Raw genomic sequence first — 21,519 nt, 5'->3', positions numbered from 1 at the left:
GCCACCAAATTACAGCAACCTGCTGAACCACCCCGAGTCAATTACGCGATGCCCGACGCCAAGAGCCGGACACCTGCCGCCCTGGGTTTTTTGACCGTCACCGAACATGCCGAGCTCGGCCTGTTCGGCGGCTACCTCGTTTTAAATACTGCCGGCCGACCGCTGGAATTTCACTGCACCTCACCGGTCAAACCCAACCGAGCTCAGGAGATTTTGTACGGCCCGACGCTGCGGCCTTATCTTTTTGGCGAGCAGATCGGCCAGACGCTGATCAGCAAAGCCAAGAATGAAGTGGCCATGGTCTGCACCGATCTTGCCGCCTGCCTGGCCGCTCGGGAGTTCAGCGAACGGCCGCTGCTGGTTATTCTGGGGAAGGATGCGGACAGCGAATTTGCGCTGGGGTCGCGGTTCAAGCTCGGCAAGAATGAAGTCGCCACGGCAGCAAAGTTTGAAAGTGATGAATCTTCGATTCGCGAGATTCATGCCCAGCTCAGTGATGGAATTGATTTGCTCGAACCCTTCGCACGGATTCGGGAAGCGCTCGAAGAAGCCCAGAAGAGTGTGAGACCGGCAGCCGCCGCCTAGCAGTTGCCAATAGTTAGCTGACTAAAGAAGAAACGGTGTGATGCATGGATGCTTCGCCCGAAAGAATTGAAACGGTCTCTGGTAACGACCTGGCTCTCCCTGTCGATACCTTCGCCCTCGGCTGGCAGGGAGCGATCACTCGGCCGCCGAAGATTGATACCACCACGCTCGATTTCAGCGGCACGGCTCCCAAAGCCATCTCGCTGAAAGTGCCGCGCATGCTGCCGCGCGTCTACAGCTTCACGTTTCCAGAATGCCCGTCGTATTTTCAAACGCCGCCGCCGAAGGAGCCTGCTCCTCCAAAAATCGCAGCGGAAGCTGAAGTAGCCAACGAAGAAACGGCTTCCAGTGAAGCGGGCGAACAACCGGCCAAGAAACTGACCCGCATCAAACCGCCGGGCGACATCGTCAAGCTCGAGGACCGGCTCTACTACGTTCTTCAGCCGCCACTCGAAAGCCTGCTCGCCAACGGCGACATGACGTTTCCCTTCGAGCCGTTTCCCTATCAGTTTCAGGGAATCGCGTTCATGTATCCGCGATACACCTGCGTCCTCGCCGACGAAATGGGCCTCGGCAAAACGATGCAGGCCATCTCTACGATTCGCATGCTGGTCCGTTCGGGCGAAATTCGCAACTGCCTGCTCGTATGCCCGAAGCCGCTCGTTACCAATTGGCGGCGGGAGTTCAACACTTGGGCCCCGGAAATCCCCATCAACATTGTCGAAGGAGATTCGAACAAACGGCGCTGGCAGTGGACCGAAGCGACCGCGCCCGTGACGATCGCCAATTACGAACTGCTGATGCGCGATCGCGAAATCCTCGACAGCGGCATTCACTTCGATCTGGTAGTGCTCGACGAAGCGCAGCGGATCAAAAATACCAGCGCCACGACGAGCGAAATCGTCCGCTCGATCAGCCGCACGCGCAGCTGGGCCCTCACCGGCACACCGATCGAAAATCGGCCCGATGATCTCGTCGGCATTTTCGAATTTCTCTCGCCCGGCTATCTGCAAACCGGTCTGAGCGCGAAGAAGCTCGCTGAGCTGGTCAAAGACCACATCCTGCGGCGGACGAAGGACATGGTCCTCACCGACATGCCGCCGAAGATGTTTCGCGATGCGGAACTCGATCTCACACCCGAGCAATGGGCCACGTACAAAATGGCCGAGGACGAAGGGATCATCAATCTAAACAACATGGGTGATCAGATCACCGTGCAAAACGTCTTTGAGCTCGTGCTCAGACTCAAACAGATCTGCAACTTCGATCCCCTCACTGGCGCCAGTGCGAAACTCGAACGCCTTGAAGCCGACATGGAAGAAGTCGCGGCCAGCGGCAAGAAGGCCATCGTCTTCAGCCAATGGACGAAGACGATCGACCAGATGAAGCCGGCCCTCGCGCGTTTCAATCCGCTGGAATACCACGGCAAGATTCCTTCGCCGAAGCGTGATGGCATTCTCAAGGAATTCAAAGAGAACAAAGACCGCCACATGATTATCATGAGCTACGGCGCCGGCAGCGTCGGGCTCAACCTGCAGTTCTGCGAGTACGTCTTCCTCTTCGATCGCTGGTGGAACCCAGCCATCGAAGACCAAGCCATCAACCGCGCCCACCGCATCGGCGCGAAGGGCGCTGTGACCGTCACGCGCATGCTCGCGACAAACACGATCGAGGAGCGAATCAACGAAGTGCTGCAGCACAAGCGCGACCTCTTTTCTGCCGTGATCGACCAAACCGGCGGCGCGTCGAGCGCGGGTTTGAATCAGAACGAGATCTTCGGGCTCTTCAACCTCCGCACGCCAAAGGGGCCGATCAAGGCCGCAGCGTAGCACGAAGTGCTACGCACTTTCTTCTGATATCTCCACCGGCCATAATCGCGGTGAATTCAACATCGCGTTTGGGGGATGATCATGCGCCTGTGCGTTTGTTTGACTCTGCTGCTTCTAGTTACCTCACCTCTTTTCGCTCAGCGCACAGCCCTGCGCGATAAGGTCGAAGTTCAATCCGATGTCGAGTACGGCAAGGCTGGCGAGCGGAGCTTGAAGCTCGATGTCATTCAGCCGAAGGAAAAGAGTGAGAAGCCGCGACCGTGTGTCGTATGGATTCATGGCGGCGGTTGGCAGAATGGGAATAAGAGTAGCGGCACGCAGCGACTTTCGTATCTGGTGGCAACCGGCAATTATGTCGGCGTGTCAGTTGGCTATCGCTTGACCGACGAAGCAGCTTGGCCGGGGCAGATTCATGATTGCAAAGCGGCCATTCGCTGGATTCGCGCGAATGCAAAGACGCTGGGCATCGATCCTGAAAAGATCGGGGTGTGGGGTTCGTCGGCGGGTGGGCATCTGGTGAGCATGCTCGGCACGAGTGGCGACGTGGCGGAACTCGAAGGGAAGAATGGTTCGCCGGGAGTATCGAGCCGCGTCAATTGCGTGGTCGATTTCTGCGGCCCGAGCGATTTTCTCGCGATGGGAACCGAACATCCGAAAATGAATGAGTCGACCGGTTCGGTTTATAAATTGTTTGGTGGGCCGATCAAGGAGAAGCTCGATGTTGCCAAGTCGGCGTCGCCGGTGACGTTTGTCTCAGCCGATGATCCGCCGTTTCTTATCGTCCACGGCACTGCTGATCGAACTGTTGACATACGGCAGGCTGAGTTGCTGCATGAAGCACAAAAGAAGGCAGGCGCCAAAACGTTGTTCGTTAAAGTCACCGGCGGCGGCCACGGCATCGGCGGGCCGAAGGTGGAAGAGCGCGTGCAGGAGTTTTTTGCTAAGCATCTCCTCGGCAAAGAGGGCGAAGTTTCGACCGAAGCGATCGAAGCGCCGGTGCCTGCGGCAAAGAAGGGTTCTTAAGGTGCCGATTCATTCGAGACGAACCATGAATTCACGACTATTGATTCTCGTCAGCGTGGTACTCCTCTTCCCTGCCCTGCTCTTCGGCCAAGACGCGGCGAAGCGCAAGCTCGACACCAGTCGTGGCGACAAGATGCTCACCGATTACTTCCGTCGCGAGACGAAGTTGATGGAAAAAGAGTGTGTCGACTGCTTGCAGAACGCCGCCGATTGGGATGACCGAAGAATCGAGCTCAGCAAGCAGTTGCACGAGATGCTCGGGCTCGATCCGTTGCCAGAGCGGACGGATCTCAAGCCAGTGATTACCGGCAAGGTTGAGCATGATGAGTTCACCGTTGAGAAGATTCACTTTCAATCGCGGCCCGGTTTGTACGTGACCGGCAATCTCTATCTGCCGAAGAAAATCGACAAGCCGTTGCCGGCCGTGCTCTATGTTTGCGGCCATGGGCAGGTGAAGAAGGATGGGATCGCGTATGGCGCGAAGGCCCACTATCAGCATCATGGTGCTTGGTTTGCGAGGAACGGTTTTGTGTGCCTAACTATCGATACGCTGCAGCTAGGCGAGATCGAAGGAATTCACCACGGCACTTACAAATTTGGTTATTGGTGGTGGCTCAATCGCGGCTATACGCCGGCCGGCGTCGAGGCGTGGAATTGCATTCGCGCGCTCGATTATTTGCAGTCACGCAAGGAAGTCGACAGCGACAAGCTCGGCGTGACTGGTCGCAGTGGCGGCGGTGCTTACAGCTGGTGGATCGCCGCGCTCGATGAACGAATCAAAGCCGCAGTGCCGACGGCGGGAATCACCGATCTGCAGAATCACGTGGTCGATGGTGTTGTCGAAGGCCACTGCGATTGCATGTTCATGGTGAACACTTATCGCTGGGATTATCCGCAGGTGGCCATGCTTGTCGCGCCGCGACCGCTGCTGATTGCCAATACTGATCGCGACCCGATCTTTCCGCTCGACGGCGTGTATCGAACCTTCGCCGACGTTCGCCCGCTCTATGCCAAGATCGGCGCGAAGGACAATGTCGGCTTGAACATTACCTTCGGTGGCCATAACGATACGCAGGACTTGCAGGTGCACGCGTTCCGCTGGCTGGCGAAACATCTCAAGGGCGTCGACATTCAAGTTGATAAGACTGTGCAGAAATTCTTCGAGCCCGAACAACTGAAGGTTTTTGCCACGCTCCCTGCCGATCAGTTGAACACGACGATTCATGAAACGTTCGTGCCAGAGGCGAAGAATATCCCGGTGCCGAATAGCGCTGAGGAGTGGACCACGTGGAAGCGCGAGACGATCGACTTCCTCAAGAGCCGGTCGTTTCGTGCCTGGCCTGATGCCCCGCCGGAGCTCGATCTGAAAGAGATCGCCACAGCAGATCGAGATGGCGTTCGGTTGACGACGTACGAATTCACGAGCCAAGAGCAGATTCGCCTGAATCTGTTTGTCATCAAGCGCGCCGAGCTCGCGCAGCCGGAGTTGAATGTCCTCAATGCGCTCGATGACCAAGCCTGGGAGGAATTTCAGTCGCTGCTGCGCGGCGGCTTTGCCAAGGAGTTTGATCTGCCGCCGCCAAATGCCGACGATGAAGTGACCTGGAAATCAACGCAGCAGATGCTCACGAAGTTTCCATGGGCAATGACCTACTTCGCGCCGCGCGGTGTGGGGCCGATGGCCTTCGATCAAAGTGAGAAGAAGCAGATTCAAAATCGCCGCCGATTTTATCTGCTCGGCCAAACGCTCGACGGCATGCAAACGTTCGATATCACGGCGGCAATGCGAGCTTGCCAGTCACTCAAACCGCTCGACAAAGCCAATCTCTGGTTGCAAGCAAATCGCACGATGGCAGGCAACGCGCTCTATGCCGCGATCATGCAACCCGGCGTCACGCGACTTGATCTGCACGAGTTGCCAAAGTCGCATCGCGACGGCCCTTACTACTTGAATGTGCAACGCAAGCTCGACCTGCCACAAGCCGTCGCATTGGCGGCAGAAAAATCCCGCGTCGCCATTTATCAAAACGCCGCGGGCTTTGACTGGCCGAAGCAAGTGGCCGAACAGCAGAAGTGGGACGCTAAGCAGTTGCAGTTCCGGCAGTTACCACCCGCCAAAGCCGAGAAAAAAGGGGAGTGAGCCCCCAGTAAACTTGAGTTACAATAGAGCTGAGCCAGATCCGTTTTCGACAATCAGCAGGCACGCACGAAAAATCAGGCGATCGACAATGTCGACAGGATTTGACCCCTATCGCAAGTGGCTTGGCATTCCTCCCAAAGACCAACCAGCCAATTACTATCGGCTGCTGGGGGTTTCGACCTTCGAAGACGATCTGCAGGTCATAGAAGACTCGGCTGCGCGGCAGATCGCCTATGTGCGGACCTTCAACTCGGGCGAGTATGCCCCCTATTCGAAGAAGGTACTCGGCGAGCTGAATGCAGCCCGCGTAACGTTGCTGCAGCGAGACAAGAAAAAGGTCTATGACGAGCAGCTGCAGCAGAAAATGGCCGCCCAAGTTGCCGCCAAAAAAGCTGCAGCCGCCGCGGCCGCCCCCGCAGTTCCGCAGCCCGAGCCACCATACGCACAGCCCGAGCCTGCGTACCCGCAACAACCCGCGTTCCCACAGCAACAGCCCGCTTGGCCGCAGGCTTATCCACAACAACCCGAGTGGCCGCAGCAACCAACTTGGCCGCAACAGCCGGGGCCCTATCCGCCGCAGCAGCCGATTTTTCCGCAAGCCTACGCGCCAGAACCCGAGTACTACCCGCAGCAGCCCTTTGCGCAGCCGGCCACTCCTCCACCGCCGCCACCCGCCGGCAGCGGCAGCAAACGCGTGCCCGTCAGCAAAGCAGTGCAGCCCGGCAAACCCGCTGCGAAGCAGGTCACTCCTCCACCTCCACCGCCACCATCGGCAACGCCGCGGCAAACGCAGCCGATTCAGCCGCCACCACCGCCTGGCGCGAAGAAGAACGCGCCGATTTCCGTTGCGGCTCCGGTTCCCGGGCCCGATTTCGGTGCATCCGCGCCCGTCGGACAGTTTCCGGAAACTGCTGGTCAATTTCCAGAGATGGCCGGACAGTTTCCCGCGCAGACCGGACAGTTTCCTGCCGCCGTCCACACACCGGCAGCCGGCTCGCGCCGCGGCGCTGCGCCGGCTCGTCGCGGCGGTGGTGGCAAAGGGGGCAAACAAAATCCGCTCGTCTTGGTGTTAGGCGGCATGGCCCTGCTGTGCGTCGTCGCCATCGGTGCTGTCCTCTACTCTTTCAACCAAGAGCCCGAAAAACCGAAGATCGCCAAGAAGCCTGCCGCGCCGGTGGAAGAACCTGCCGTCGAACCTGCCGTCGAACCTGTCGCGCCACCGCCGATGCCGGTCGCGCCGGCGGCTGCTGATCCCATGGCTACCACACCAGCAGAAACGCCGGCAACAACTCCGATGCCGATGGGCGAAACACCGCCCGCCGTGCCGGGAAATGCAACGCCCGGAAGTCCACCGACCATCCCCGTCGCGCCGCAACCACCTGCGAAGAAAGAAGAGCCCATCGCCGTACTGAACGCAGCGCGCAAGGCGCTGCAAGAGCGCGATAACGATGGCTTCAAAGTGCAGTCCGAAAAGCTCGATGCACTGCTCGCCGAATACAAAGGGGCCAACGCGGCGCAGATCACTCAACAAGGCGAGCAACTCAAAGAGATCGCCAAGTTTCTCAAGATCTTTTGGGATGCCGTAACTGAGACCGCTTCCAAAGGGATGGTTCCCGGCGAGCGCTATCGTTTCCGCGGCGTTGTTTTTGAATACTCGAGCTTCGAAAACGGCGAGATGGAATATCGGCTCGACGGCAAACGTGATTCCTACGCTCCCAAAGAGTTTCCGCCGGCCGTGGCGTTGATCATCGCGTACCGCGCGTTCAGCAATGACGACGTCGAAGGGAAAACTGCCATTGGCATGTTTGCCTCGTTCGATCCAGCCGCGATCAAGGAACCGGCTAACCAGGCCATGACCGCGAGGATCCTACAGGACTTTCAGAACTTCGGCGATGACATCAACAAGACCTTGCAGAATCTGCACGGTCGGATCAAGGAAGCCGACGGCGAAGCCGATTCCTCACCGCCGCAGCGGATGAAGATCAAGTAGCGGCCAAGATTGGCGAGCGGCCAGCGAAATACACGCTGATCTCAATGACGCTTCTTCTACGCAAAGGGTGATTGCATGGCCGCCGGAGCAGGTGCAGGAGCAGCCGCTGCGGCAGCTGCCGTGATGAACGCAGTGGCCGCAGCGGGCGGCTTGATTCGACTGGCGCCAGAAGAGTTCCAGTCGCTCCTCTATCGCGCCGAAGACCCGCTCGTGGTCTACTCGAATCAGTGGGTTCTTTTTACCTACGGAGCTCACAATTATCTGATGCCGTATCGCGGCGTCAATTTCGTGACGCGTTCCGTTGAAGAGCTGATTCTTCCCAAGGGAGCCGAGGTGATTGTGGCGAAGTCGTTATACCTGCCAGTGTAGATTCCCGCTGCCTCTCACAGGGTGTCTTATGTACGCAGAAGATGCAGCGTATTTCATGAAACTGGCAAGCGAAGTCGCACCATTAGCCGATAGGTCAGACGCCGTAAGGAGCGCGATGGCGGCTGCGGGCGGCTTGATTCGACTCGACGCCGATGAGTTTCAATCGCTCCTCTATCGCGTCGAAAATCCACTCCTCGTCTACTCGAAGCAGTGGGTACTCTTTACCAGCTACGGCCCCCACAACTACCTGATGCCCTATCGCGGCATCAATTTCGTTACTCGCTCTACGGACGAGTTGATTCTTCCCAAGGGAGCCGAGGTGATTGTGGCGAAGTCGACCTTCCTGCCGGCATAGTTCAGCGGAAATACCTGCAAAAAACTCCGCCAAGAAATAAAGAAAGCCGCCAGCATCTTGCTCGCGGCTCCCTAAGTTTCCAACCAATTCCATCGCTGGAACTAGCCGCAGCAAGCGGGAGCGCAGCACTTGCGGCAGCGACGGCACTTCTTGCACTTCTGCTTGCAGCAGCCAGTGTCACAGGTCGGAGCGGCGCAAACCGGAGCCGGGGCAGGAGCCGGAACCGCGCAGGTGTTGCAGGCTGGGGCGCACGACGGAGCGCAGCACTTGCGATGACCGAAAGCCATCGCCGACGACGAGCTCAGCAGAACCACACCAGCGGCCACGACCAAAAACTTCACAAACTTCGACATTACCAATCCCTCCACGGAAAAATGCAGACCAGGCACCTTGCCTGGCCTCCTCAAGCAAACTCCAGCCATCACCAAGATGGCCGGCAGGTCGGTTACGGGCACCAGCTGCGGTAGAGGTGCCACTGTTTGTTGTAATAAAACGGAACCCACTGTCCCTTGGTGTTGCCCCAGGGATACCGGCTTCCTGGCGAAGCGACCACGATCACCGACGTGCCGGCCGGCACGCCAAAGTAGTCGCCATCGGCGGCTGGGTTCACGGGCGCAGGATTCACCGGAACGGGAATCGGCTGGCGCGGAACGACCGGCGGCGTGGGAACGGGTTGAACGGCGGGCGGGCCAACCGGCGGAGTCGGCACGGGGACGACTGGCGGTTGGGGAGTCGGCATGGGTGCAAAAGGATCAACTTCCGCTGGTGGGACAACCGGCTTCGGCATGGGAGCCGGCGTCGGCGTTGGCATCGGAGCGAAAGGATCAACCTCAGCGGGCGGTGCGGCGGGTTTAACTGGCGCAGGCTGCGTTGGCTTTGCGGGCTGTGGTGCAAACGGATCTTCCTCTTGAGCCCACGAGGCCGAAGTGGAAGCCGCTAGCAGCAGCGAAACAGCGATAAAACAAGCATTCATCTTCATGGTGTGTGTCATGGTCTTCTCCTTGTTAAGAGGCGGAAGATGGGTGGATTGTACCGATGCAAATGCCTTTCCAAAACCAGTCGCAACAACCAATTTCCGGATTTTTCCTCCCCCGCTTGCCGTATTCCGTTGGCGCGAGATACTACGCGGTTCTAATTTTCGAGTCCCGAACTTGCTCGGGACGGCGGATGTCGGGAGGGCGAGGCTCCCGCCGAGCCGCTGGCCTTGGGCCGCCCATCCACGGCGGCTCGGCGGGAGCCTCGCCCCCCAATCTTGGACAAGCAACCAACCATGACCTGGATCGCCGATCGCACCCGCGCTTTCGATAGCAGCGGCATTCGCAAAGTCTTTGAACTCGCCGCCAAGATGAAGGACCCGATCAACCTCTCGATCGGCCAACCCGACTTCGATGTCCCCGAGCCGATCAAAGACGCCTGCATCGATGCGATCAAAAAGGGAAAGAATGCTTATGCGTTGACCCAGGGCATGCCTGTCCTGCGTGACAAACTGCAGGGCCGCATCGACGCCGAATATGGCCACGCCGACCGCAAGGTCTTTGTCGCCAGCGGTACCAGCGGCGGCCTGGCCCTGGCCATGTGGTCGCTCATCAATCCGGGCGACGAAGTGATCGTCTTCGATCCCTACTTCGTGATGTACACCTCGCTCACGCAACTCGCCGGCGGCAAGCCAGTGATCATCGACACCTATCCCGATTTCCGCATCGATCTGGAAAAGGTGAAAGCCGCAATCACGCCGCGCACCAAGATGATCCTGCTCAACAGCCCGGCCAATCCCACCGGCGTCATCGCCAGCGAAGAAGAAGTCCGCGGCCTGGCCGAACTCGCCGCCGAACGCAACATCTGCCTGCTGAGCGACGAAATCTATCGCAGCTTCTGCTACGACCAGCCGTTCGTCAGCCCGGCCAAGTACAACCCCAACACGCTGGTGATCGACGGCTTTAGCAAGAGTCACGGCATGACCGGCTGGCGACTCGGTTACGTCCACGGCCCCGCCGAAGTCATCGATACGATGATCAAGTTGCAGCAATACACGTTCGTCTGCGCCCCGCAGCCCGTCCAGTGGGCCGGCGCGGTGGCAATGGACGTCGACATGAGCGAACACGTCGTCGCCTACAAAAAGAAACGGGACTTCGTCGTCAACGGCCTGAAGGATCAGTACGAACTGACCACCCCCGGCGGCGCGTTCTACGTCTTCCCAAAAGCCCCGATCGCCAGTGGCGCGCAGTTCGTCGCCAAGGCCATCGAAAACCAGTTGTTGATTATCCCGGGCAACATCTTCAGCGGCCGCGACAGCCACTTCCGCATCAGCTACGCGGCGAGCGATGCGACGCTCGCGCGCGGGGTGGAAGTTCTGCAGCGGTTGGCGAAGGGGTAACGTTCCCGCCATGGCAGATCCTTCCATAGAGACTCTGCTGACTGAGTTGCGACGCCGCTACGCCGACCGCCTCATTTCTTATGGCACGTCGCCGCTGGAAGAAGATGGAACCGGCTTCCGTCTCCAGGGCGTTCCCGCGGTCTTCAGCGCGCTCACAATTGATGGCACGTTGCCGAGCGGTCGGTTCGATGTGCAGATCGAGAGCTACCCGCCGGGAGATTATGTCTTCAACGAGGAATATGAGTTTGACGCTCTCTTAGAAGCCATCGCCGACGTCGTCGAACGGGGTGTATGGCCCGATGATGCAGCGGACTAACCAAAAGTTTCACGATTGGGGAATCAAAATGCCCCTGATCGACGAATGGTTGATCGCAAGTTCCTGGGCTGGAGAGCAACGATGATCACCAATGGGTGGAAGCTGACTTTGGGTTTCGCCTGCAGCGTGCTGCTCGCAATCTCCGCAATGGCCGAGGAAAAGTTCCCTCGGCCTAACCTTCTACAACTGATCGCCGGCGCCGATGCGGCAGTGACCGGGCAGATCGCTGAGCTGCGCAAAGGCACCTTCGTACTCAAACTGGAACAGGTGCAGTTGCTCGGCACGAAAGGACCGCTGGCCGACGGCATTGCCGCTGAATTGAAAGTTGGTCAAGCGATCGAAATCCCGCACAGCCGCCCCGTCTGTTCCGCGCGCCAATTTAATTACGCAGTCGATCAGCGGCTGATCATCTTGGTGAAGAAAGAAAAAGGGAGCTGGAGCTCAATCTGCGGTTGCGACGGCGAATCGCTGATCGAGGAAGAGGATGTGTTGTGCGGCTTTGCCATGCCCAATCCAAGGGCAGAGTTAACGGGTCGTCCGCCGAAGCCAAGAGTCAAACTGGCAGACTTGCAAGCTGCCATTGCCGACTTTCCCCACGTGTTTCGCGCCAGCGTCTATCGCAATTTGCCGCCCGAACTGGCTCAGCTTGGAACGGGCTCGAACGACCTCAAGGTCACTTTGATTGGATCCGCGCGGGAACAACAGGCGTTCGCCAAGCGATCGCGCGTCCACAAACTGCTGCTGGATCAAGCGGGTAAGTAAACTTCGCGATTCTTACTCCGCGTCTTTCTCAGCTTCCTTATTCGCAGCAATCGCCTTCGTCAGCCAGCGATCGAGCGAGTTGGCAAACGCTTGTCGATCGTTGCTGGAGTAGCCACGCGGGCCACGGAGGATTTCGCCACTCCCGCGCATCTGATCGAGCAGGTTCCGCATCGCCAGACGTTGGCCGATGTTGGCTTCGGTGTGGAGCTCGCCGCGCGGGTCGAGCGCGGTGCCACCTTTGGCGATGACATCGGCGGCTAGCGGCACGTCGGCCGTCACCACCAAATCGCCAGGCGCGAGGAGCTCGACGATTTTGCGATCGGCGACGTTGGCGCCATCGGGCACCAACAGCGACGAAAGATACTCCGAGCGCGGAATGCGGATCGACGAATTGGCGACGACGGTCATTTTCACCTGCCGCCGCTCTGCCGTTCGAAAGAGAAGTTCCTTCACATCGACCGGACACGCATCGCCATCAATCCAGATTTGCATAGACGTATTCTATCGCGCAAGCAGCGTGAGTTCCGCACTGGCCAGATTTGATATGATAGTTGCGATCGCTGACAACTCTTCCTCTCGCTGAAATCCATCATGGCTGCCTACGTCCGTCCGCTCGCCCTCGTCGATGCTCTTCATCCTGCTCCTGCCGAGTTGCAGCTCGTCGAGGCTCTCTCCGACAAATCTGCTGAGCTGACTTTGATCGACGTCGTGCCCGATCAGGGTTGGACGTGGAACTTGCTCGGCAAGACGGCGGAGCACATTCGGAACAAGCTGCAGAGCGAAAAGCTCTTAGCGATCGACAAGCTCGCGCTGGAGGAAGCTCAGAAGAGCGGACTGCGGATTAAGTCAGTCGTCGCTGGCGGCAAAACCGGCCACGCCGTCATCAAGCAAGTGCTCGCCGGCAAGCACGACCTCGTCGTGCTGCAAGCCAAGGGCCCGCACAGCCGGCGGACCGGCGGCATTGGCGATACGGGGTGGGAACTCGTTCGCAAATGCCCGAGCAATGTGCTGCTGCTCGGTCAGCAACCGGGCGGCGCCGTGCCGAAGAAGATTCTCGTCTCGCTCGATGCCGCGGCTGAAGACGCGCGGCATATCGCGCTCAACAAAAAGATCTTTGCCGCGGCCGCACAGATTGCCGTGAAGGTCGGCGCAAGCTTGACGGCCATCCACTGCTGGGCCATTTATGGCGAGACGCTGGTGCGCGATTACATGTCGGCGGCGGAATTCAAGGACATCGAGAAGGCGACGCGCGAACTTGGCGAAAAGGGCCTGCAGGCTTTATCTGCAGGGCTGGCCGAAAAGCCCAACGAACTGAATCTGCAATTGCTCCGCGGCTTGCCGAATGGCGAGATCCCGGCCTTCGCAAATGCAAATCAGTTCGACCTGGTCGTGATGGGAACGGTCGCTCGCTCCGGCATTTCCGGCGCGCTGCTCGGCAACACAGCGGAGGAAGTGCTGCCGCAGTTGCAAGGCTCGATTCTAGCGATCAAGCCCGATGACTTTGTGAGCCCGGTGAGCGCATAATCGGCAGCGAATCAGCCGGCGTTACATCGACGCCTGGCCGAGCAACTTTCGCAAACAGGTAATGCCGATCTCGCCCATTTGCAGCGGCGGGACGAGCCAGAGTTGCGGGTTGAGGATCTCGAGCGAGACGCAGCCCAGATAGTTAATTCGGCGAAGTTGCGCGAGAAGCGGCGCGAGATGAATGTCGCCTTCGCCCGGCAAAATGCGACCGCTGTCGGTGGCCAGCTCGCGCGGTAGATCGGCGATGTCGCACAACTGCACGTGAAAGAGATTCTGCGGCGTGAGAACCGCAAGATCCTCCGGCTTGCTGCAGCCGGTGTGGTAGTGAAACGCATCGAAGCAAATGCCGAGGCTCGGCAGGCCGATGTCGGCGAGCAGCATTGCCAGCGACTTCACATTGTTGCCGAAGGCAGAATTGGCTTGGAACTCGATCGCCGCGCGAACGTTGTGCCGTTCACAACGCTGGCCGAGGTCTTGCAGCGAAACAACCACACGCTCGAGCATTTCTTGATCGAAGCCAACTCGTGGCACATCGCAGGCAACGATGATTGTGCCGATGCCCGCTTGCTGACAGAGGGCCAAACGGCGATCGAGCAGATCCCAGGCTTCCTTGCGTCGTTCACCTTGCGTCGCGAGCAAACCACCTTGAAAACTGGCGACCGGCGTTTGCAGCTCGAGCTTGTCGCGCAGCCGACGAAAGTCGTCGAGCGAATGCGTCTGCAGCCAAGTCTCGAACTTCGTCAGCCAGAGTTCGACGCTGCCGCAATGACCGGCTGCGTAGTCCTCTAGATCCTGCAGGAAGGGACTGTTGAGGGAGCAAACCTGGCTGATGGTGGCGAGCATTGCAATGTTTTAAGTAGGGTGGGTCGAGCGGTACTCCGCGAGGCCCACCAAAACCGCGGTACATGGTGGGCCTCGCGGAGTACCGCTCAACCCACCCTACGCCTCTTTACGACAACCGCGTTTCTAACTCAGCAATCAGCTGATCTTGATAAACGCGTTTCTGTTCGAGCGTATCCCGATCGCGAACGGTCACGGTGCCATCCTGCAGCGTCTGGCCGTCGACGGTGATGCAGAACGGCGTGCCGATTTCGTCCTGGCGACGATAACGACGGCCGACGGCACCCTTCTCGTCGTAAAATACGTTCCAGCGCTTCTTCAACTTGCGATAGATGTCCTGCGCGAGCTCCGGCATCCCTTCCTTCTTCACGAGCGGGAAGATCGCCGCTTTGATCGGTGCAATGCGGGGATGGAACTTCATCACGACGCGGGTCTGCATCTTGCCGTTTTCATCGGGGGCTTCGTCTTCGGTGTACGCTTCGCACAGGAACGCGAGCGTGCCGCGATCGGCGCCTGCCGACGGTTCGATGACGTGCGGTGTGAACCGCTCGTTCGTGAGTTCGTCGCGGTAGGAAAGATCCTTACCCGACCCGCGCCATTTCGGCTTGCCTTCGGCGTTGAGTTCGACCTTCAGCTCCGGCTTGGAGTTGGGATCGAGCTTGCCTTCCATGTGACTGCGGAGGTCGAAGTCGCCGCGGTGGGCGATGCCTTCAAGTTCGCCGAACTCACCTGGCGGCAGGAAGGGGAATGCGTATTCGATGTCAGCCGTGCCGGTCGAATAATGGCTCAGTTCGTCTTCGTGATGCTCGCGCAACTGCAACCGTTCGCTCGATAGCCCGAGGTCGGTGTACCACTTCATGCGGCGATCGCGCCAGTATTCGTACCACTTGCGCGATTCCTTCGGATGGCAGAAGAACTCAATTTCCATCTGCTCGAACTCACGCGATCGGAAGGTGAAGTTCTTCGGCGTGATCTCGTTGCGAAAGCTCTTCCCCATCTGCGCGATGCCGAACGGCACGCGGACACGAGTGCTGTCGCAAACGTTCTTAAAGTTCACAAAGATCCCCTGCGCCGTCTCAGGCCGCAGGAAGGCAGCATCTTCCTCAGTGCCGAGCGCACCGACGATGGTCTTGAACATCAGGTTGAAGTCGCGCGGATCGGTCAGCGTGTTCAGTTCGCTGGCATCGGGCGCGAGAACCTTAACGCGATCCGCCAATGGAATCGTCAGATAAGAAACCTGGTTCTGATATTGAATGGCAATCTCTTTGCCACCGAACAGTTTGGTCACCTTCTTCTCAAAGGTGTTCGACATTCCCTTTTCGAACTCTTCGGGTTCCTTCGTCGAAGCCACCCAGCCGACGACTTGCTCAGCAACGGCCACGGGGTAGCAACGAATGTGATCGGCGCGGTAACGACCTTTCGATTCTTTGCAATCGACCATTTTGTCGACGAACAGATCGTAGTGGCCGCTCACCTTCCAGACCTGCGGGTGCATGATGATCGAGCAGTCGAGGCCGACCATTTCATAGGCATCGGGAGCGCCTTCGAGCGTGACGAGGTCATCATGGCCGCTGACCATGTCGCGCCACCAGGCTTCCTTGATGTTCCGCTTCAGCTCTACGCCGAGAGGCCCGTAATCCCAAAAGCCGTTGAGCCCGCCGTAGATTTCGCTCGATTGAAAGAGAAACCCCCGCCTCTTGCACAGCGAAACCAGCTTTTCCATATCCATGGTAAATCGCATTCCCGAAAAAACGCCTGGGCAGTTAGCACGGCCCTTAAACTCGACTCGATCGGACCGCTCGTCCGATGGCCTTTCGATAAGCTAGTGAGTGTACGTTCTCCCCCCAGGTTCGGTCCATGGCGGGGCAAGCGAGCGGAACTTGCCGTAAACAACCCTCACGTAGTTCGGCAATACCTTGGCCGGACAAAGTCGCGAATGGAAATCAGGCTACTTCTTCCCAAACTCCCCACGCAGCACGCCGCAGACGATCAGGTCTTCGTATTCGCCCGCTTTGTAGCGGTGACTGCGGAGGCAGCCTTCTTGCTGCATGCCCAGCTTGGTGAGTACGCGGCCGCTGGCGGGGTTGCGGGCCAGGTAGTGGGCATAGACCCGTTCGAGCTTCAGTTTTTCAAAGCCCCACCTGAGGACGATGGCCGCGGCTTCGGTGCAGAAGCCTTGATTCCAATAGGGCCGGCCGACCCAGTAGCCGAGCTCGGCGTGGTTATCGACCGGAAAGAGCGATAGACCGATGCTGCCGATGATGTCGCCGGCGGGCAGGGTAATGGCGAAAGATACGCCGCGACTTTCTTGATAGAGCGTTGGCAGCGAGCTGATCCAAACAGCGGCGAGTCCGTCGGGATAAGGGTGCGGGATGAGCCGCGTGTTGTAAGCGACTTCTTTGTCGCCGGCGAGAAGTTGCACGACGAGCGAATCGGACATATCGAACGGCCGCAAGCGGAGTCGCTTCGAGCGAAGCGACGGCTGCACCGCGGGAAGCTGGAGCTTGGGAGGAGCGACGTATTGCGACAGAGTTGCTTGATTCACTGGCGTGTTTTCAATGTGTAGTTGGTACCCGCTTCATCCCTCGCTCACGCGGCGAGCCACCTATTCCTCGCTGCGCTGCGGATTATTTAGCCGAAACAACTTCCAATTCCAATCGACCAACGACCGCGAGGAGCGGCAGCATCACCGCGTAGGCACTTTCGCCGTGGAGGTTCGAGTGCCGCAGCTTGATGTGATCGGCCCCAACGGCGCCCTGGGCCACCGTCGCGTCGAGCGGCACCCACCGCGCGCCGATCCAAACTTCGTTCCACATATGATACGCAAAGCCCTGCTGCGGTGGGTAATAAACGAGGCCGAGAACCACGCGTGCCGGAATTCGCCGCGCCCGGCAGACCGCAGCCAGCAAAACCGCGTGTTCAGTGCAGTCCCCTTCATGCGAACGCACCACCTCGGCAGCCGTCGCAAAGGCCTGCGCATAACCACGCTTGTTGATGTGCTGCCGGACACCTTGCTCGAGGGCGACAGCAACTTTCCAAGGATCGGTTTCCTCGGGTGCGATCGAGGTCGCCAGGCGGATCACTTCGCGATCATCGCTTTGAATCAAACTGTTCGCCGCCGAGTCTTCCGCACCCGGCTTTTGGCCGCGGAGTTTCTCATCAACGGGTTTGCTCCGATCGAGCAGCGCGATCGTCAGCTCGCCGCTGGCGTCGTCTTTGGCTGCGAACTGCTGAAATTCATCGGTGGCAAATTGATCGGCGATGTTCTGTTTCGGTCCAGCCGATTCCTTTAGTCGCAAGGAATAAACGGCCTGCTGCAACGGCCGTACTGCGGGAAGCTCGCCTTTCAGCTTAGCCGTGGTTTCGGCGAGGAGATCGATCTTGCCGACGTCTTCGCGCGATTGAGCGATCTCGCGCGAAGTGAGAAAAGTCTCTTGCTGAAAAGTTGGATCAAAACTTCGCAGAATTTCTCCTTTGTCGTTGGCCCAGTTGAACGTCGTCACCGCCTGCCCGGCGATCTTCACTTCGCTGGTCACTTTGAGGAGCTTCTGCTTCAAGCCATCGATCGAAACTTCCTCTTCGTCGCCTGCCGTGAGTTGAGCTTCGCCCGGCTGACTGAAAATCGGCACAATTCCATGCACAACTCGCTTTTCACCCGCGACGAGTGGTTTCTTCAAGAGCGATTGCTCGGCAGCAAAGAAGCCACCGCAGTTTTCCGGCAGGGCAGTAAAGTTCTTCACGGTCTTGCCGTGCGTGTTGGTCGTCACAATCAGTCCGCCATTGGCGGTTTGCCCTTCGGCGGTGATTTCGCCCGTGCCGCTCGACATCCGCGATTCGAAGCGAACAACCTGCCCTGCGAGCGTTTCCCAGGTCTGCAGTTGCAAGCGCTGCAGCAACGAGTCTTTTTCGCGGCGAATGGCGAGTTCCGAAATGTTTTCGGAGTGCAGCAGTTCCTGGCCGTTCTCTTTCACTTTCCGCACGACGAGGTGGGACCAGCCAATCTTGCGGTCCTTCATCTTGATGGCCGACCACTCGTCGCGAATCGCCGGGCCAGCGATCACTGGCGCAACCGGACCGGCAACAGGCCCCGCCACCGGTTGGACCGCTGGCTGCCTGGCGGTAGTCGCTGCCGGCAGTTCCGACTGCGGCGAATTCTGGCAGCCAACGACTGCTGCCAGAACCAATAAAAGACCGGCGATGTTCAGCAGTTTTCGACGCATGAGGGAATCACCAAAATTTGGCCACGCTGCGAACCATGGCAGCGTGAAATCAGTATATCGAGAAGAGACTCGCACGAGGTCAGGCCTCGTCGGCCCCACGGCAGACTTTGCCTATAAGGCCTGTTTTCGCCGACTGTTACGTTGCTCGCGCAGGGGCGGAAATTCCTTACCTTCCAGCATCGTAAGACTGGCCTGCCGCCAAGCGACGGGTAGAGTTGCGGGCTCCTCCACTGCGAGTCGCGGTTTGTGCTATTCAGCCTGCGTTCGAGATGGTTTGAAAAAAATTGTTTCTACTGCAGCGAAGTTTCACCCCCGCCATGGTTGGGACAGACACGCGGAGTAATCCGCAAGTTCGCCCCCTGGCACCCCTGACGCAGCAAAAATTGCCGATGTTCGCCCTCCGGAGTAGTCCACCTGTGACGATTGCAACACCTGTGATGACGGTCGACCGCATTGTTCGCACGCAGCGGAAAGACGATCCCCGACTGGCAGTTTCCGTAACCTAACATTGGTGAGACCAAGCTCTTGGACGCCGATCCAAGAGCCATTACCCGCCGCGTTATTGACTGAGGATTACGATGGGCTTCCTGAAGCGGTTTTTTCGAGGTGTCTTCCACGAGGGCGCTCCTGCTGTACCGACCCACAGCAGTTTTGAACGCTTGTCGGAAGAAGAACTCGAAGCTCACCTGGGCGTACAGCGCTACGGCAAATTCATGCTCACCGACGCGGTGCGGCCCAGCTACGACCTGAAGGTCGTGCCCCAGGCCGGCTTTCGTCATGATCAATACATCGACGAAGAAGCCAAGTCGAAGGTGCCGGTCATTATGGCCGCCGCTTCGAAGGAAATCGTCTTCGATTTGTTCATGGAACTGATCGATCCGCTGGGCCACGAAGTCGACGTGGTGCTCGAAACGAGCCATCACCGCGACCAAGGCGGTCACGAAGACCTGTACCGCGAACACATTGATGTCCCGGTGCTGAAGAGCACGCTCTGGGACTTCGAAGACCTGATCATGAATGACGGCTGCACCGGCCTGGCCGTGTTGAACCCGGGCATTCCGCAAGAAGTGCAATTTGACGAGCACAAGCTGCTCATCATCTATGGCAACCCGCTCGCCGAATACGAACGAATCTTCAAGCGGTTCGGGATCGGCTTGAAGGAAGACATCAAGTTCATCACTGAAGCCGAACACGTCCACAGCAGCAGCGACAAGTACTTCGACGAGTTCGAACAACTCCGGATGCGGCTCGGCATGGACGCGGGTTACTAAACTCGCCTTTCGCTCGACATTCTCCTACCTCTCTCGCCCTGGGACCTCCGGGGCGAGTCGCATTTTGCGGCATAGAACCGCCTTTCGATTACCTCTATCAACGGAGGTTTTAGTATGTTCTGGCTCGCTTTTCTCGTCGTCGCTGTTCCGCCGTCAGTTCCAGAACCGGCGGTAGTTCCCGCGAAAGCGCCTCTAAGAAAGGCGGATCAGCCCACGAAATACGGCATGCCCGAGTCTGTCACGCCAGCGGCTGTTAATTTCGCAACGGTGGCGAATGCAAATGCGTTCCTACGGCTTGATGCCGCGGCCCGCAAGATTTCTGAGCCAAGTTGGTACGAACAAGCTGGCGAGTCTTATCCCTATTTGACGTGGAATGCCGGCACCGATGGCTACTGGCAATATTACGTTGGCATCTGGGAACAATTCCCGCCCGCCGCGCCCAACAAGCCGTTTACCACGCCAAATCACACGATCAGCCTCTCGACTCACATCTTCAAAAACAGCGGCAAAGCCTACAGCTTGGAACTGTCTGCATATCGCCGCCAAAGGGACGACTGGGGAGCGACGATCAATTTCAGCACGCATGACGGCTTGAACGGGCTCTATGAACGGTTCGAGTTCACTCTGGAACATCCCCAGCACGCGCCTCGCGTTGAGCCCGGTTATAGAGGGCCGGATGGGCGACTGCACTTGGGAGTGGGACGTTGCTATTTCAACGGCGACCGGAAAGACGACGGTGACCTGGGTTACGAATTCAATGTCAACAGTTGGTCTCCGACGGACACAACGCCAAGGCGTCTATTACGGAAGGAGATCCGCGCGTACTGGGCTTCGCCAGAATCTTTCCGCACCATGGCCCGGACAGAGTTCGATCAATGGGAAGCGAACCTCCGCAAGAAACTCGCAGACGGCAAAGTAGCTGTTTACTCCTATAAGAATGGGACGAGCGCCAAGCCGCGGCAAGCTGCGGACATCAAAACGATCCCGCCGGAAATTCTCGCAGGCATACTGAAGGACGGGCTCGCCAAAATCGACGCCCAGCGAAAGTTGGTTGACGAACACCACGTTGCCATGCACCGCGGGCTGGTCACGACGTTTCCGCCGTTGGCGGAAATCCTAGCGGGAGAGTAGTGCCACTTGGCGATTGCGGGCATGACTTCTCCGGGCTATGCGTCGCCCAGAGGACAGCAACTATTCGGCAAACGGGTTTGGAGTTTGAATATTGGGATAGCGCGACCGGATCGCAGTTCGATTCGACAGATCCGTTTGCCGAACTAATGCCGCCAATTGGCGTATCTTGAGTGAGCGAATACTGTCAGGCCGAAAGGGAAACACGCGTGACCATCTCGATCCTTGTTCGCTGATCTCCGCTGAAGTCGAGTCGATGTTCAAACGCTTCGACCCGAGCCAACTGCAACTGAGCGAACTCCTCAGCGAGATTCCTGTCGCCCGGGTCGTGTTCCTCGATGCAGCGGAACGCCAGTATTTGCTGCTGTCGCAGGTCTCGCCGTTTGGATTCTTTTCGAGGTTGCCGGTGCACATTACCGAGGCGAAAAAGGATGGCGAGTCGCAGCTGACGTGTGAGAATCAGCTCTACAATCTGCAACTCAAAAGCGTTCGAGGCCGTTGTCAATTGCAGGATCTGTACGCCAAGAATTCGCAGCCGATCGAGCTCGAGTGGAAAGTCTTAAGCGCCGGGGTGCGCGACGCGAGCGTCGATGTATTTCAGCTGATGAAGCTCGCGTTTCCTTGGTTGACTCACCATCGAGATGTGGAGCAATTGCGTCACTCGTTGGGAATTGAGAAGCAGCGTTACTAACTCGCGGTCATTCGCCGCAGCCGCGGTAGCGGCGACCAGATGCCCACCCCACAGCGAAAAGCTGTGGGTAAAGTAATCAAAAGAGATGCGAAGCCCCGGCAG

The 21,519-nt window shown here is 58.4% G+C and carries 20 protein-coding genes; 14 read left to right on the top strand and 6 right to left on the bottom strand.

Annotated features, from left to right (window positions below; translation table 11 throughout):
* The first annotated feature begins 48 nt into the window (after positions 1–48).
* The 7 genes from M9Q49_RS03610 (at position 49) to M9Q49_RS03580 (ending at position 8,291) form a co-directional block, all read left to right on the top strand.
* On the top strand, positions 49–585 hold the full coding sequence (locus M9Q49_RS03610; RefSeq protein ID WP_254507286.1) for a hypothetical protein: 537 nt from the start codon (positions 49–51) through the stop codon (positions 583–585).
* 44 nt (positions 586–629) lie between these two features.
* Positions 630–2,414 (top strand): DEAD/DEAH box helicase, encoded by a 1,785-nt coding sequence (locus M9Q49_RS03605; protein ID WP_254507285.1) that lies wholly within the window; start codon positions 630–632, stop codon positions 2,412–2,414.
* Positions 2,415–2,495: 81 nt separating this feature from the next.
* Positions 2,496–3,437: an alpha/beta hydrolase gene (locus M9Q49_RS03600; protein WP_254507284.1), complete on the top strand. Its 942-nt coding sequence runs from the start codon at positions 2,496–2,498 to the stop codon at positions 3,435–3,437.
* Between the two features lie 25 nt (positions 3,438–3,462).
* On the top strand, positions 3,463–5,577 hold the full coding sequence (locus M9Q49_RS03595; protein ID WP_254507283.1) for an alpha/beta hydrolase family protein: 2,115 nt from the start codon (positions 3,463–3,465) through the stop codon (positions 5,575–5,577).
* Positions 5,578–5,665: 88 nt separating this feature from the next.
* Positions 5,666–7,567 (top strand): hypothetical protein, encoded by a 1,902-nt coding sequence (locus tag M9Q49_RS03590; protein ID WP_254507282.1) that lies wholly within the window; start codon positions 5,666–5,668, stop codon positions 7,565–7,567.
* A gap of 75 nt (positions 7,568–7,642) precedes the next feature.
* Complete coding sequence (locus M9Q49_RS03585) at positions 7,643–7,936, top strand: hypothetical protein (RefSeq protein WP_254507281.1); 294 nt, start codon at positions 7,643–7,645, stop codon at positions 7,934–7,936.
* 28 nt (positions 7,937–7,964) lie between these two features.
* Positions 7,965–8,291 carry a hypothetical protein gene (locus tag M9Q49_RS03580; protein WP_254507280.1) on the top strand — a complete coding sequence of 109 codons (327 nt, stop codon included), beginning with the start codon at positions 7,965–7,967 and terminating at the stop codon, positions 8,289–8,291.
* A 445-nt stretch (positions 8,292–8,736) separates the two neighbouring features.
* On the opposite strand, the gene M9Q49_RS03575 is transcribed toward M9Q49_RS03580, so the two are convergent.
* The gene (locus M9Q49_RS03575; protein ID WP_254507279.1) at positions 8,737–9,282 is read right to left on the bottom strand and encodes a hypothetical protein; all 546 of its coding nucleotides are present in this window, start codon (positions 9,280–9,282) and stop codon (positions 8,737–8,739) included.
* Between the two features lie 279 nt (positions 9,283–9,561).
* Here M9Q49_RS03575 and M9Q49_RS03570 point away from each other — a divergent pair, with 279 nt between their 5' ends.
* The 3 genes from M9Q49_RS03570 (at position 9,562) to M9Q49_RS03560 (ending at position 11,743) form a co-directional block, all read left to right on the top strand.
* Positions 9,562–10,665, top strand: a complete 1,104-nt coding sequence (locus M9Q49_RS03570; protein WP_254507278.1) for a pyridoxal phosphate-dependent aminotransferase — start codon at positions 9,562–9,564, stop codon at positions 10,663–10,665.
* Between the two features lie 10 nt (positions 10,666–10,675).
* The gene (locus M9Q49_RS03565) at positions 10,676–10,981 is read left to right on the top strand and encodes a hypothetical protein (protein ID WP_254507277.1); all 306 of its coding nucleotides are present in this window, start codon (positions 10,676–10,678) and stop codon (positions 10,979–10,981) included.
* An 81-nt stretch (positions 10,982–11,062) separates the two neighbouring features.
* Positions 11,063–11,743: a hypothetical protein gene (locus M9Q49_RS03560; RefSeq protein ID WP_254507276.1), complete on the top strand. Its 681-nt coding sequence runs from the start codon at positions 11,063–11,065 to the stop codon at positions 11,741–11,743.
* Positions 11,744–11,755: 12 nt separating this feature from the next.
* Here the strand turns inward: M9Q49_RS03560 and M9Q49_RS03555 are convergent, their stop codons facing one another.
* Positions 11,756–12,235 carry a YaiI/YqxD family protein gene (locus M9Q49_RS03555; RefSeq protein ID WP_254507275.1) on the bottom strand — a complete coding sequence of 160 codons (480 nt, stop codon included), beginning with the start codon at positions 12,233–12,235 and terminating at the stop codon, positions 11,756–11,758.
* Positions 12,236–12,334: 99 nt separating this feature from the next.
* Here M9Q49_RS03555 and M9Q49_RS03550 point away from each other — a divergent pair, with 99 nt between their 5' ends.
* Positions 12,335–13,267, top strand: a complete 933-nt coding sequence (locus M9Q49_RS03550; protein ID WP_254507274.1) for a universal stress protein — start codon at positions 12,335–12,337, stop codon at positions 13,265–13,267.
* Positions 13,268–13,288: 21 nt separating this feature from the next.
* Here M9Q49_RS03550 and M9Q49_RS03545 read toward each other — a convergent pair whose 3' ends face one another.
* From M9Q49_RS03545 to M9Q49_RS03530, 4 genes are all read right to left on the bottom strand, one after another.
* On the bottom strand, positions 13,289–14,110 hold the full coding sequence (locus M9Q49_RS03545; protein ID WP_254507273.1) for a sugar phosphate isomerase/epimerase family protein: 822 nt from the start codon (positions 14,108–14,110) through the stop codon (positions 13,289–13,291).
* A 106-nt stretch (positions 14,111–14,216) separates the two neighbouring features.
* Positions 14,217–15,830, bottom strand: coding sequence for a glycine--tRNA ligase (locus tag M9Q49_RS03540; RefSeq protein ID WP_254511816.1), 1,614 nt, complete (start codon positions 15,828–15,830; stop codon positions 14,217–14,219).
* 225 nt (positions 15,831–16,055) lie between these two features.
* Complete coding sequence (locus M9Q49_RS03535) at positions 16,056–16,652, bottom strand: GNAT family N-acetyltransferase (RefSeq protein WP_254507272.1); 597 nt, start codon at positions 16,650–16,652, stop codon at positions 16,056–16,058.
* An 82-nt stretch (positions 16,653–16,734) separates the two neighbouring features.
* Complete coding sequence (locus M9Q49_RS03530) at positions 16,735–18,327, bottom strand: transglutaminase-like domain-containing protein (RefSeq protein WP_254507271.1); 1,593 nt, start codon at positions 18,325–18,327, stop codon at positions 16,735–16,737.
* 578 nt (positions 18,328–18,905) lie between these two features.
* On the opposite strand from M9Q49_RS03530, the gene M9Q49_RS03525 reads away from it, so the two are divergent.
* The 3 genes from M9Q49_RS03525 (at position 18,906) to M9Q49_RS03515 (ending at position 21,417) form a co-directional block, all read left to right on the top strand.
* The gene (locus M9Q49_RS03525) at positions 18,906–19,598 is read left to right on the top strand and encodes a hypothetical protein (RefSeq protein ID WP_254507270.1); all 693 of its coding nucleotides are present in this window, start codon (positions 18,906–18,908) and stop codon (positions 19,596–19,598) included.
* 225 nt (positions 19,599–19,823) lie between these two features.
* The gene (locus M9Q49_RS03520; protein ID WP_254507269.1) at positions 19,824–20,729 is read left to right on the top strand and encodes a hypothetical protein; all 906 of its coding nucleotides are present in this window, start codon (positions 19,824–19,826) and stop codon (positions 20,727–20,729) included.
* A 253-nt stretch (positions 20,730–20,982) separates the two neighbouring features.
* Entirely contained in the window at positions 20,983–21,417 is a 435-nt protein-coding gene (locus tag M9Q49_RS03515) for a hypothetical protein (protein ID WP_254507268.1), read from the top strand.
* The last annotated feature ends 102 nt before the right edge of the window (positions 21,418–21,519 follow it).

Origin of the sequence: Anatilimnocola floriformis, assembly GCF_024256385.1 — a bacterium.
Classification (GTDB): domain Bacteria; phylum Planctomycetota; class Planctomycetia; order Pirellulales; family Pirellulaceae; genus Anatilimnocola; species Anatilimnocola floriformis.
Note: the sequence above shows the minus strand (reverse complement) of the source record. Positions and strands in the feature narration are given on the sequence as shown.